This is a genomic window from Nitrococcus sp., assembly GCF_059432795.1.
Genome location: NZ_JBXWZQ010000116.1, coordinates 68183 through 80055 on the forward strand (window position 1 = coordinate 68183; position 11873 = coordinate 80055).

An 11873-nucleotide genomic window follows, 5' to 3' on the forward strand; every position below is an offset into this window, starting at 1 on the left:
GCAACAGGGGCTGCACGAGCGATGGCGTCATTACCGGTGAGGTAACTGCGCTTTTGCGAATCACGCCTGTTGGTGGTGACGATGGACCAGAGACAATTCGATCGCCTGGAAAAGGCGGGATACAACCGTATTCCGCTGATGCGCGAGGTTTTAGCCGACCTCGATACCCCGCTATCAACCTATCTCAAGCTCGCGGAAGGCGCGTATAGCTTTCTGTTGGAATCGGTCCAGGGCGGAGAGAAATGGGGTCGCTATTCGATCATCGGTGTCCCCTGTCGCACGTTTCTCCGTGTGTACGGACAGCGGGTGGAAGTCGTTCGCGACGGCGAGGTCGTTGAGCGCCGTGACGTCGCGGATCCGCTGCTGTGGATCGAGCGGTTTCATCACGAAGTGAGGGCGGCTCCGTCGCCGGATTTTCCGCACATGCCACGGTTTCTGGGTGGTTTGGTCGGTTATTTCGGATACGACACCGTCCGCTACACCGAGTCCTGCCTCGGCCCGTGCCCGAATCCCGACCCGTTGGGTGTTCCGGATATTCTGCTCATGGTCTCGGAGGAGGTGCTGGTATTCGATAATCTGGCCGGTAAGCTCTACGTGGTGGTTCATGTCGATCCCGCGGCAAGCGATGCCTTCAATCGCGGCCGAGCGCGACTCTCGGAGCTGGCGGAGCGGCTGCGCGGCGGTGTAAACCGCTACCGCCTCGGCAAGCCGCGCCACGAGGTCGCCGAGGAGGATTTCACCTCGAATTTTACGCAGTCGCAGTACGAGGCGGTCGTGGAACGCATCAAGCGTTACATCGTCAACGGGGATTGCATGCAAGTTGTGCCATCGCAGCGTATGACGACAGCCTATCGCGGGCACTCGCTCGATCTCTACCGCGCCCTGCGTTGCACTAACCCCTCGCCTTATATGTTCTTTCTCGATCTCGACGACTTCCAGATTGCCGGCTCCTCGCCGGAAATACTTTGTCGGCTCGAGGATGGCGAGGTCACGGTGCGCCCCATTGCCGGAACGCGGCGGCGCGGGGCCACCGAATCGCAAGATCTGGCATTGGAGGAGGAGCTACTGGCCGATCCCAAAGAGCTCGCGGAGCATCTGATGCTGATCGATCTGGGCCGCAACGATGTGGGGCGAGTCAGCGAGGTCGGCAGCGTGCGCGTCACGGACCGGATGACCATAGAGCGCTATTCGCACGTCATGCACATCGTCTCTCACGTGACTGGTCGGCTGCGCAAGCCGCTGGGACCCATGGATGTGCTGCGGGCGACGTTCCCGGCGGGCACTCTATCCGGAGCGCCAAAAATTCGGGCGATGGAAATCATCGATGAAGTCGAGTCCGTGAAGCGAGGTGTCTATGCTGGCGCGGTAGGCTATCTGTCCTGGTCCGGCAATATGGATGTGGCGATCGCCATTCGTACGGCCGTGGTTAAAGACGGCTGTGTCCATATACAGGCCGGTGGCGGCGTGGTACACGACTCTGTGCCGCGTCTGGAATGGGAAGAAACCCTGAACAAGGGGCGCGCGTTGTTCCGCGCCGTAGCCATGGCAGAAGCGGGATTGGATAGCTAAAGGTGGCGCCATGCTGCTGATGATCGACAATTACGACTCCTTTACCTACAACCTGGTGCAGTACCTGAGCGAGCTGGGTGCCGATGTGAGGGTTTACCGCAACGATTCGATCACCCTCGAGGAGATCGAACGGCTGGCGCCGCAGCGTATTGTCATCTCGCCCGGACCGTGTACGCCCAACGAGGCCGGTATCTCCCTGGAGGTCGTTCGACATTTTGCCGGACGTATCGCGTTGCTCGGAGTCTGTCTCGGCCACCAAGCCATTGGCCAGAGCTTTGGTGCGCGGGTCGTGCATGCCGCTCGTGTGCTGCACGGCAAGGTGTCCGATGTCTATCACAACGGGCGGGGGGTCTTCAGCGGATTGCCGAATCCATTGCAGGCGACGCGCTATCACTCACTGGTGCTTGAACGTGACGCGTTGCCCGATTGTCTCGAGGTAACGGCCTGGACGCAAAATAGCGACGGCACGGTGGAAGAGATCATGGGGGTTCGGCATCGCTCGCTGGCCGTGGAAGGGGTGCAGTTTCATCCCGAGTCAATCATGACGCTCACCGGGCATGATTTGCTGCGTAATTTCCTCGTTTGCCCCAGACAAGTGGCCTGAGATGAATGGCGGTAAACCTCGGCAGCGCGGGCGAGGCCGCTGAATGGATATCCAGAGCGCGATACGCGCCGTGATGCGTCGCCAGCATCTCAGCCGCGGGCAGATGAGTGCCGTGATGCGCGCGATAATGACCGGCGAGGCGACCGCGGCGCAGATCGGTGGGTTTCTGATCGGATTGCACATGAAGGGCGAGACGGTCGAAGAGATCGCCGCAGCCGCGGAGGTCATGCGCGAGTTGGCGGTCCGTGTCGTGGTGGATTCCGCTCATCTAGTCGACACCTGCGGCACCGGCGGGGACGCGAAGGGGACATTCAACGTTTCCACCGCGGCCGCTTTCGTGGTCGCGGCCGCCGGCGGCAAGGTGGCCAAGCACGGCAACCGCTCGGTCTCGAGTTCCTGCGGCAGCGCTGACGTGCTCGAGGCGGCCGGGGCTAACTTGAATCTCGATCCCACGCAGGTCGCCGATTGCATCGAACGCATCGGAGTCGGCTTTCTGTTCGCACCCAGGCACCATTCCGCCATGCGCCACGCGATCGGTCCGCGGCGGGAAATGGGGGTGCGGACGCTGTTCAATCTGCTCGGGCCCCTTACCAATCCGGCTGAGGCCCCGCATCAATTGGTCGGCGTATTCAGCGAACATTGGCTACGCCCCATCGCGGAGGCGTTGCGGAAGCTGGGAAGCCGACGGGTCATGGTCGTGCATGCGGCCGACGGACTCGACGAGATCAGTATCAGCGCGCCGACGCGTGTTGCGGAGCTCAACGACGGTGAGGTCCGCGAGTACATCCTCGAGCCGGAACGCTGTGGCATGGCGCGCGCGCCACTGGATGCCATCCGCATCGGCAGCGCTGCGGAGAGCTTGGCCGTCATCCGGCGAATCTACGAGGGACAATCCGGGCCCGGCGCTGATATCCTCACCCTTAACGCCGGAGCCGCGATCTATGTGGCCAGGCTAGCGGAGAGCCTCGAGGACGGCGTCGCGCGAGCTCGGGATGTCTTGGCGAGCGGGGCCGCTCGGGACAAGCTGGACGAATACCTCGCCTATACGAATCAGTTCAAAGGATCGACGGACGGCTGAGCGGGCTCTCGCCGATAGTCGCCAAGCGCCCTCAAGGCGCTCGGGGCTCGAAGAGCAGTTGTCGTATAGTGGCGGGTCGGCGACCTCTGCAGGTGACCGATGCTCGACCAGGCGCCGCGCGTGGCACGATCGTATCGAAGAGGGCGGTTCGTATGGGAGTTTCGAGCGATACCCCGGATGTGCTCAAGCGAATTCTGCGACGCAAAGCCGAGATCATCGCCGAGCGCAGTGAGCAGTTCGGTCTCAAAGCGTTCAGCGAACGGGTAGAGCATGCACCCGTGCCGCGCGGGTTTTTGGCGGCCCTGCAGCGAGAGGTCGATGCCGGACGTCCTGGCGTCATCGCCGAAATAAAGAAAGCCTCGCCCAGCAAAGGTGTGCTGCGGCCCGAGTTCGATGTGCCGAGTATCGCCGCGAGCTACCGTCGGGCGGGGGCGACTTGCCTTTCCGTGCTCACCGATGAGGATTTCTTCCAGGGCTGTGATGAGGATCTGCAGACGGCGAGCCACGTCTCCGGACTGCCTATGTTGCGCAAAGACTTCATCATCGACGCCTATCAAGTCTATGAATCTCGCGCGTTGGGGGCTGACTGCATTCTGCTTATCGTCGCCGCCCTTGGAGATGCGAGCTTGCTGGAGCTCTATGTTCTGGCGCGGGAATTGGGGATGGACGTGTTGGTGGAGGTCCACTCGGCGCAGGAGCTGGAACGGGCGCTTGCGATCGGTCCCCGACTAATCGGAATCAACAACCGCGATTTACACACCTTCGAGACCGATATCGAGACAACGCTCAAACTGCGTGAGCAGGTGCCCTCGGATGTGCTGCTAGTGACCGAGAGCGGTATCCTTACCGCCGAGGAGGTAGAGCACATGCGTGCCCACGGAGTGCATTGCTTTCTCGTCGGCGAGGCCTGCATGCGCATGCCCGACCCGGGTGAGAAGCTGCAAGCGCTTTTTGCTACTGTATAAGACTCTCGTGCTCTGTCGCTGCCGGCGGCTGCCTGCTCTCTCGTGATGAGAGACACAAGTGCGGGCGGCACTCTCGACGAGCCATTCCGCCCCCAAACGGGGGTAGCTGCAGCCGCAAAAAAATCATGCGGTGCCCGCTAGCAAGCGGGGCGGGCGCAGTTGACTTGGTATGGGTTTGCGTCGAGACTCCCGCGATTGCTGCGCTCGTGTCTGTGCACACCCGATCGGATGAAAAGCGCGCAAGGCACGGGCGAGGTAACAAGAGTCAACTGAGCGAAACAAAGGGGGAACTCGTGAGCTTGCCAAAGACCGTCATAAATCGGTCGATACCTATTTACCTGGAGGCGGTGCCGCCGCTGCTCAGACAGGGTGTTGGCGGTATCGATGCCGTTTTGGAGAAGATCGAGGCGATTCACGCCGCGGTAAATCTCGACGGCGTGAACATTCCCGAAATTCGCGAGGAAAGTTCCAAAAGCAAGAAAGGTGAGCGACTCAAGCCGTTCGAGCCACGTGTTGAGCCGCGAGTCCTGGCGAAGCGCATCCAGGAGCGTCTTGGCCTCGATTGTATTATCAATCGCGTCGTCGTTCATTTGCCGTGGGAACGTCAAGCCGAGTGGTTTCGCCAGACTTGGGAGGAGTACGGGATCCGCCGATTCGTGCTGGTTGGCGGTGAAAAGGCGGGTGTTCGCTACCCGGGTCCCTCGGTTCCCGAGACCAACGAGCTTGTACACCGGATCATCGACGATTGCGATTTACGGGTAGGGAACATCTGCATTCCCACGCGCGCGGAAGAAGCCAAGCGCATGGTACGCAAGCTGGATACCGGCGCGGATTTCTTCACCACTCAAATTCTTTATCATGGACGGGAATTCACGGATTTGCTCGACGAGCTTCAAACTGTCGGCCCCCAAACGACGCCCCCCACGTTGTTGCTTACCGTGTGTCCGGTGAAGTCGCCGCGTAATATTCGTTTTCTCCATTGGTTGGGCGTGAGCCTCTCTGAGGAGCTCGAGACGTGGATGGCACGTCATCCGGAGCAGGTGGCGGAGCGTTCATTGCAGCATCTTGAGCGAATGTGGGCGGAAATCCATCAGCATTGGCGCAACAGCCACAGCGGCTTCCCCATCGGAATCAGTCTGGCTCCGATCGGACAAATTCCCCTCGAGACGAGCGTTCAGCTTGCGCGTAATCTACTCGCAATTGCCGATCAACCGAGAACGCCTACGGTTGGCGCGGGGAGCCCGTTTTGAGCGTGTCCGCCGCGAGGAGTTGCGCCCAGGCGTACCCGCTGCGTCGTACTTCGATCTCGGCTGTATTCGCTGTGTCCCTGCCAAAGCGGCAGTTGCCGCCATCGGGTCCATTCGTGTAGCTCGAGCGCTCATTCGAGCTTGCTCTTCGAAGCTAAGATCCAGTTTCCGCCTTAATCGCTATATTGGTGCTCGGCAACGGAATGGCGCAGTCCTTGGCATTTGACGGCACTTGGATGCGCCACCACGCTATCGAGTTATCCAGATTATTGCCGATGATGCGCACTGAGGCTGGATGTATTGAGGGAACGAGGCATGACCAATCGTGGTCTGGTGGTTCTCAGTATAAGGCTGTTTGCGTTATTCATTGCCTTACAAGCGCTACTTTCGCCGTTGCAACCGTCTGTTCATGGCCACCTGCCGGCCGCAGCGGCAGTTGACAGCGCGAATAGCCTGCTGGGGTTGCCGCTGTGCCTTCTGGTGGCAGCGCTGCTGTGGGTGTGTGTGGGGCGGATCGCCGATTGGGTGCTTCCGGCGCGGCGCGGCCGTTCGCTTGCGCAAGGTGGCACTGTTACGGTGGATGACGCGCAGGTCATCGCTTATTCGGCCGTCGGTCTGTATTTGGCGGCGGATTCCCTCCCGGATATTTTTATTGCCGCGTGGCCGTTGCTGTCCAACCACATACAGATCGCGAGCTCGACGGAAGCAATCGCCGGGTTGGCGGCGCCTGCCATTCGTATGGCGTTGGGTGCTGTGCTCTTTCTCGGGGCCCGTGGCTTGGCGAGCTTCGTGCGCGAGCTGCGTCGTGCTCCAGCGCGTTGATTGACAAAGCACACGCGCTTCAGCTGTGCCCGCCGCAGGCGGTGATCGTATCAATAGGCGCTTACCGCGCGTTATGCTCATGGTGAAGGAATGACGGCACCCGGGTTGAGAATGCCGGTGGGGTCGAACGCTGTCTTCAGGCGGCGCATCAGATCGATCTCCACGCTTGATTTGTAGTGCGCGACTTCGGCTGGCTTGAGGCGGCCTATTCCGTGCTCGGCGGCAAAAGAGCCACTCATATCAGCAACGATATCATGCACGACGCGACTGAGCGCCTCCCAATGAGTGAGAAAATCCGCTGAGTCCATCGCGGGAGGCTGCGAGAGATTGAAGTGTATGTTGCCATCGCCGATATGCCCGAAGGGGCAGGGGCGAATCCCGGGAACGCGCGAAACCACCGCCGTGCTCGCCCGTTCGATAAACTCGGCGATCCGCGAGATCGGGATCGAGACGTCGTGTTTGATGCTGCCGCCCTCGTATTGCTGTGCGGCCGGAATGCCCTTGCGAATACGCCACAACGCCTCGGCGGAAACGCGGTCTCCGGCTACGCGCCATTCGGCGAGCAGTTCGTACCGGGCGGCCTGCTGTAGCGTCTCGCACAGTAGGTCGGGGAGCTGTTCCCTGCAGCGTGAGCTGGTGACCTCAATTAACAGATACCACGGGTAGGGGGCCGTGAACGGTTCGTTACAACCCTCTATATGGCGCAATGCGAACTCGACTGGAACGCGGCCCATTACCTCACAGGCGACCAATGTTTCTCCGGCAGCCGAGCGCAGCATGTCGAGCAGCACGCTCGCGCTCTCGAGCTGGCGAAGGCCGACGATGGCCGAGGCACGATGTCGAGGCTGAGGATAGAGTTTGAGCACGGCGGCCGTAATGATGCCGAGCGTGCCCTCGGCGCCGATGAATAAATCCTTGAAATCATAGCTGCTATTATCCTTGCGTAACGAATTCAGCCCATTCCAGACGCGACCGTCCGCCAACACCACCTCGACGCCGAGTACGAGTTCGCGCGCGTTACCGTAGCGCAGCACGTTCATGCCGCCGGCATTGGTGGATAGGTTGCCACCGATGTGGCAGCGGTCCTCCGCCGCGTAGCTCAATGGAAAAAGCCGTTGTTCGGTCGCGGCGGCTGCCTGGACGTTCGCCAATACGCAACCGGCCTCGGCCGTGAGCGTATAGTTGGCAGGATCGATCGCACGTATGCGATTCATGCGCTTGAGATTGAGCAGGATTTGGCGGCTTGCATCCTGCGGGGCGGCACCACCGCATAAGCCGGTATTTCCGCCTTGAGGCACGATTGCTACGCCCGCCGCAGCACAGGCCCGCACGACGGCGGTCACTTCGGCGGTATGTGCGGGCAGGACGACGGCGGCTGCTTGAGGCTTGAAGCGCCCGCGTCGCTCTTTGAGGTAAGGTGCCATTGCGCTCGGATCGCAGACAAAGCCTTCCGTGCCTACGGCTTCTCGCAGCGCTTGGAAAAAGCCTTCGGGTGCTTGGTGCTGGGGGGCCATATCGGGTTGCCGCTTGGCTTATGGAATCGGTGCCGAGCCCAAGGCTCGCTTACTGTTTACTACCTATTTTCCGGGCACATTGTAAATACAATACCAAGGAATTTGTGAGTCGGGTGCCCACAGCAATCTACGGTACAGGCAATGGAGCGCGAGTTCTGGTTACAGCGTTGGGTCCGCGGTGAGATTGGCTTTCATCAGCCTGCTGTCAATGCTTATTTGCGGCGTTATTGGAATGTGCTGGGGGTGCCTGATGGTGTGAGCGTCCTGGTTCCACTCTGCGGTAAAAGCCGCGACATGGCGTGGTTGCATGCCCAGGGGTATTCCGTGCTCGGCGTGGAGATCAGCCGGCGAGCCGCCGAGCAGTTTTTCAGTGAAAACGCGCTGCGCGTAACTCACCGCCAACTCGGCCCTTTTATTCATTATCAAAGCAGCGGAATCGACTTGCTTGTCGGCGACATTTTTGACCTGACCCCACAGATCGCGGGGCCAATCGGGGCGGTTTACGACCGGGCCTCCTTGGTCGCACTACCAGCGCCCATGCGCCGCCGTTACGCGGCGCATCTCAGCGCATTGCTGCCTTCGGGGCTACCGATGTTGCTGATTACGTTTGAATACGATCAGCACGAGATGCCGGGCCCTCCTTTCGCGGTTGTTGAATCCGAAATTCGCGATCTTTACCATGCGAGCTTTGCGCTCGACGTCATGTGGACGGCCGATGTGCTTAACGACTACCCGCGTTTCCGTGAACGCGGCTTAACTTGGTTGCAGGAGAAGGTCTATCGTCTGACCCGGCGGACGCAGTCGGAATAGACCCCCTCCTGCAAACCCTTTACGGAAAATTCGGTATGTTCGGTTCGACTCCTTCGATGTCCACATCCTCGTGATGGGTACGTATCATGTCGTCGATCTCATCGACACGATGCTTGGGTACATCCACCAGCATTAGAATTTCTCCCGCGTCGATGGCTTCACGAAACTTCTCCAACCGAGTACTGTCCCTGGCGACACCGATCATGCTCGACATCCACGCCCCAAAGCCCGCGCCGACCAATGTCATCGCGAGCACGGCCCCGCCGCCTATAACCAAACCCGCCGGGGGAACGGTTACCGCGACCAACCCGGCCAGGGCACCGGTGATGCCTCCCGCCGTCATACCCTTCTCTGCGGCGGGTATGAGATCGGTTTTCTGCCATTCACTGGCCGCTGGCAGATCCTCGAGTGGCGTCCCCTCGCGGGCCACGATATGAATGTGCCGCTCCTCCACATGATTGAGCAGAAGTTCATGGACAACGTTGCGGGTGGTTTCCACGTTAGGGAGTAAAAAATATAGCCTACGCATACTTGCCTCCAGGCTGCCCAGCGAGTGCTTGCTACTGCAATTGGTTTTTTGCAGATCCTCTGACTTTCATGTTCACACTATCGAGAGTAGGGGCAGGTTCCCAGGCTTTCAAGCGGGTCGCCTGCTGCCCAAGAATGTTGCACCGCCCTGCGTCGCCGTCCGGGAGGTAAACGGTTGGCAGATTGGCCAAAAATCAATCACGGGCTGCAGTGACGGCAAGTCGCTAAGGCGGATCGCTGTTCAAGCTGTAAAAACGGAAGCGGCCCACGGCTGGGCGCCTGGTTGGTGACTGCTTAGGCGAATAGCACTAGGTGCCATACAAGATCAACCTGCTGAGATTGACAGAAATCGGAGTCAAAAGGAGTGATGAGATGCGTTTTGGTCTCAGGGGCTTGTTCATATCGCTGATGTTTATTGGCACAAGCGCGGCGGCGACCTCGCTGGACGTGAATCTCAGCCCGCATGCCGTGCGGGCGGGGCTGGCTGAGCAGCTGACCAACTCCGGTCTGGAAATAGGGGGTCATTGGCTGCACGACATCGACGATGGCGATGTCCTTGACGCCACGCTACTCCTGATCGATGCGCCGGAACCCGGGCGCGGCGCGTTGGAGCTTGGGGTGGGCGGCAAGTTGTTGCTGATCGAGCAAGATGGTCCGGATGCCGAGGGTGCGGCGCTGGCCTTGGGTGGCAAAGTGCGGTACACGTGGCCCACCTTCAACCGCCTCGGCATCGGCGCCCACATTTATTACGCGCCGAACGTGAGCTCGGTTGGCGATGTGAAGCGTTATTTCGAGGGGGCGTTACGTTTGGAATACTTGATATTGCGTAATGCCAATGTCTATTTGGGTGTCCGTACCGTTCGCATTGGTGACGATCGACGTGATGAGACCCGTACCTTCGATGCCGGACCGATTCTCGGCGTAAGGCTCGACTTTTAACGGTGGCGGAGGTGTATGCGTCAACAGCCAGTGGGTTCGGATGTATCGCAGCGTTTTGCGGGCCCCGGAATCACCCATCCGATTTCCGGGCCACAAGAGGCGAACTGTCAGATACGCCCGCGTTGCGCGAATGATCGGCTTCTCAGGTGAACGCCTTGAGCGGATGGCATTTATAGGCCAGTGTGAGCCCATCGGCAATCGGTACCAAACACAGCTCAATACGCTCGTCGGTGTGCAAATAGCGATTGAGCTCCTTGATCGCCAAGGTGTCTAGGTCTGTTTGTTCCGGGTCAATCACCCGGCCCGCCCAAAGCGTGTTGTCGATGGCAATCAGCCCACCCGGACGCACCAGCTCCAGGGCGTGCTCATAGTAATCACGATACCCTTGCTTGTCGGCGTCTATGAACACGAGATCGAAGTGGCTCGCCGCGGAATCGTCCCTGCGCAGCGCGCGCAGCGTATCCACGGCAGGCCCCAGTCTGAGCTCGATGCGATCAGCCACTCCGGCCTCATGCCAATAACGCCGAGCGATTTCCGTCCACTCGCGGTTTAAATCACAGGTGACAAGGCGGCTGTCGGCCGTTTGGGCCAACGCCATCGACAGGGCGCTGTAGCCGGTAAACGTGCCGATTTCTAGAATGTTGCGCGCATTGAGCAGACGTACCAATAGCGCCAGCAGCGCGCCTTCCTCCGGGGCGATCTGCATGCCCGCTTCGCGTAACCCTGCCGTCTCCTCGCGAAGCCGGCGCTGCAGGGCGGACTCTCGTAGCCCCTGCGACAATAAATAGGCGTGCAGTTCACTGGAGAGTTGCAGGGTACGATTGCTCATGGCTTCAGGCGTGCTGCATAGGTTGTGACGACCCCGGCATTTTGCCGCCAAAGTCATTTCTATACTAGCGCCTATCTATCCACAACGACAGGATGCAACCAGGGGCAAATGATGGCTGTGAGCGAGGCTACCACGGCGCAAGGGCGCGGTGGCGTCAGGGACGACATCGGGAGCTTACGGGTGTTGCAGGTAACCGATACGCATCTGTTCGCTGATCTCTCGGGCCGGTTGGTCGGAGTTGATACGGAGCGCAGCTATGCTGAGGTGATGGAAAAGGTTCTGGGTGAGTTCTGGCCCGTAGACTTGATTCTGGTGACCGGTGACTTGGTGCACGATGGCTCGGAGAGCGGCTACAGCCGTTTCAAGAGCCAATTCGAAGATCTGGCGGTGCGCACGCTCGTGGTCCCGGGCAACCACGATGACCCTGCGGTCATGCGCCGAATTTTCAACGCCGGGCGCGTGACCTGGTCCGACAACGCCCTGCTAGGTCAGTGGCAGTTCATCATGCTGGATTCCTCCCTGCTCGGAAGCGCCGCCGGCCATTTGGCTGAATCGCAGCTGCAAATGCTCGAACAATGCCTAAGCTCACATCCCGAGCACCATGCGTTGGTTTGTCTGCATCATCATCCGATTGCCATCGGCTGCGACTGGATTGATCGCATTGCCGTGGACAACGGCGGCGAGCTATTCGAGATTCTGGATCGCCATGAGCGGGTTCGTGGCGTCGTGTGGGGGCATGTGCATCAGGAGTTCGAGTCGGTCCGCCGGGGTGTTCGATTGCTCGCAAGCCCATCGACTTGCGTCCAGTTTCGGCCCGGTCAGCGTGACTTCGCCGTCGATAATGCGCCGCCCGGGTTTCGCTGGTTGCAACTCTATGGCGATGGCCGTATTGAGACATCGGTCGTCCGTGTCGACGCCTCCTCGAGCAGTGTGGACGTTGAGTGCGAGGGATACCGATAGCAGCCTGA

Annotated in this window: 12 protein-coding genes; 9 read left to right on the top strand and 3 right to left on the bottom strand. The window is 60.0% G+C overall.

Annotated elements, in window-relative coordinates:
- Positions 1–81 precede the first annotated feature (81 nt).
- The 6 genes from trpE (at position 82) to AC52Q4_RS09120 (ending at position 6285) form a co-directional block, all read left to right on the top strand.
- Positions 82–1569 carry an anthranilate synthase component I gene (gene trpE, locus AC52Q4_RS09095; RefSeq protein WP_495536476.1) on the top strand — a complete coding sequence of 496 codons (1488 nt, stop codon included), beginning with the start codon at positions 82–84 and terminating at the stop codon, positions 1567–1569.
- A gap of 10 nt (positions 1570–1579) precedes the next feature.
- Positions 1580–2173 (top strand): anthranilate synthase component II, encoded by a 594-nt coding sequence (locus tag AC52Q4_RS09100; protein WP_495536477.1) that lies wholly within the window; start codon positions 1580–1582, stop codon positions 2171–2173.
- 43 nt (positions 2174–2216) lie between these two features.
- Positions 2217–3251 (top strand): anthranilate phosphoribosyltransferase, encoded by a 1035-nt coding sequence (gene trpD / locus AC52Q4_RS09105; RefSeq protein WP_495536478.1) that lies wholly within the window; start codon positions 2217–2219, stop codon positions 3249–3251.
- Positions 3252–3403: 152 nt separating this feature from the next.
- Positions 3404–4216 (top strand): indole-3-glycerol phosphate synthase TrpC, encoded by an 813-nt coding sequence (gene trpC, locus AC52Q4_RS09110; RefSeq protein ID WP_495536479.1) that lies wholly within the window; start codon positions 3404–3406, stop codon positions 4214–4216.
- 293 nt (positions 4217–4509) lie between these two features.
- Positions 4510–5466 (top strand): hypothetical protein, encoded by a 957-nt coding sequence (locus AC52Q4_RS09115; RefSeq protein WP_495536480.1) that lies wholly within the window; start codon positions 4510–4512, stop codon positions 5464–5466.
- A gap of 312 nt (positions 5467–5778) precedes the next feature.
- Entirely contained in the window at positions 5779–6285 is a 507-nt protein-coding gene (locus AC52Q4_RS09120; protein WP_495536481.1) for a hypothetical protein, read from the top strand.
- Positions 6286–6362: 77 nt separating this feature from the next.
- On the opposite strand, the gene AC52Q4_RS09125 is transcribed toward AC52Q4_RS09120, so the two are convergent.
- Positions 6363–7799: an FAD-binding oxidoreductase gene (locus AC52Q4_RS09125; protein WP_495536482.1), complete on the bottom strand. Its 1437-nt coding sequence runs from the start codon at positions 7797–7799 to the stop codon at positions 6363–6365.
- Positions 7800–7940: 141 nt separating this feature from the next.
- Here AC52Q4_RS09125 and AC52Q4_RS09130 point away from each other — a divergent pair, with 141 nt between their 5' ends.
- The gene (locus AC52Q4_RS09130) at positions 7941–8609 is read left to right on the top strand and encodes a thiopurine S-methyltransferase (protein WP_495536483.1); all 669 of its coding nucleotides are present in this window, start codon (positions 7941–7943) and stop codon (positions 8607–8609) included.
- Positions 8610–8628: 19 nt separating this feature from the next.
- Here the strand turns inward: AC52Q4_RS09130 and AC52Q4_RS09135 are convergent, their stop codons facing one another.
- Positions 8629–9138, bottom strand: coding sequence for a DUF1269 domain-containing protein (locus tag AC52Q4_RS09135; protein ID WP_495536484.1), 510 nt, complete (start codon positions 9136–9138; stop codon positions 8629–8631).
- A gap of 371 nt (positions 9139–9509) precedes the next feature.
- Between AC52Q4_RS09135 and AC52Q4_RS09140 the strand changes: the two genes are divergently transcribed.
- The gene (locus tag AC52Q4_RS09140) at positions 9510–10076 is read left to right on the top strand and encodes a YfaZ family outer membrane protein (protein ID WP_495536485.1); all 567 of its coding nucleotides are present in this window, start codon (positions 9510–9512) and stop codon (positions 10074–10076) included.
- A gap of 142 nt (positions 10077–10218) precedes the next feature.
- Here the strand turns inward: AC52Q4_RS09140 and AC52Q4_RS09145 are convergent, their stop codons facing one another.
- A complete protein-coding gene (locus AC52Q4_RS09145) occupies positions 10219–10905 on the bottom strand; it encodes an O-methyltransferase (protein WP_495536486.1) in 687 nt (228 codons plus the stop codon).
- A gap of 117 nt (positions 10906–11022) precedes the next feature.
- Here AC52Q4_RS09145 and cpdA point away from each other — a divergent pair, with 117 nt between their 5' ends.
- Positions 11023–11865: a 3',5'-cyclic-AMP phosphodiesterase gene (gene cpdA, locus AC52Q4_RS09150; RefSeq protein ID WP_495536487.1), complete on the top strand. Its 843-nt coding sequence runs from the start codon at positions 11023–11025 to the stop codon at positions 11863–11865.
- Positions 11866–11873: the final 8 nt, after the last annotated feature.

Bases quoted from the DNA above. Each gene is read 5' to 3' on its own strand.
- AC52Q4_RS09140 (WP_495536485.1), top strand. From the start codon at position 9,510: ATGCGTTTTGGTCTCAGGGGCTTGTTCATATCGCTGATGTTTATTGGC.
- trpE (WP_495536476.1), top strand. From the start codon at position 82: ATGGACCAGAGACAATTCGATCGCCTGGAAAAGGCGGGATACAACCGT.
- AC52Q4_RS09145 (WP_495536486.1), bottom strand. From the start codon at position 10,905: ATGAGCAATCGTACCCTGCAACTCTCCAGTGAACTGCACGCCTATTTA.
- AC52Q4_RS09135 (WP_495536484.1), bottom strand. From the start codon at position 9,138: ATGCGTAGGCTATATTTTTTACTCCCTAACGTGGAAACCACCCGCAAC.
- trpD (WP_495536478.1), top strand. From the start codon at position 2,217: ATGGATATCCAGAGCGCGATACGCGCCGTGATGCGTCGCCAGCATCTC.
- AC52Q4_RS09125 (WP_495536482.1), bottom strand. From the start codon at position 7,799: ATGGCCCCCCAGCACCAAGCACCCGAAGGCTTTTTCCAAGCGCTGCGA.
- trpC (WP_495536479.1), top strand. From the start codon at position 3,404: ATGGGAGTTTCGAGCGATACCCCGGATGTGCTCAAGCGAATTCTGCGA.
- AC52Q4_RS09120 (WP_495536481.1), top strand. From the start codon at position 5,779: ATGACCAATCGTGGTCTGGTGGTTCTCAGTATAAGGCTGTTTGCGTTA.
- AC52Q4_RS09130 (WP_495536483.1), top strand. From the start codon at position 7,941: ATGGAGCGCGAGTTCTGGTTACAGCGTTGGGTCCGCGGTGAGATTGGC.
- AC52Q4_RS09100 (WP_495536477.1), top strand. From the start codon at position 1,580: ATGCTGCTGATGATCGACAATTACGACTCCTTTACCTACAACCTGGTG.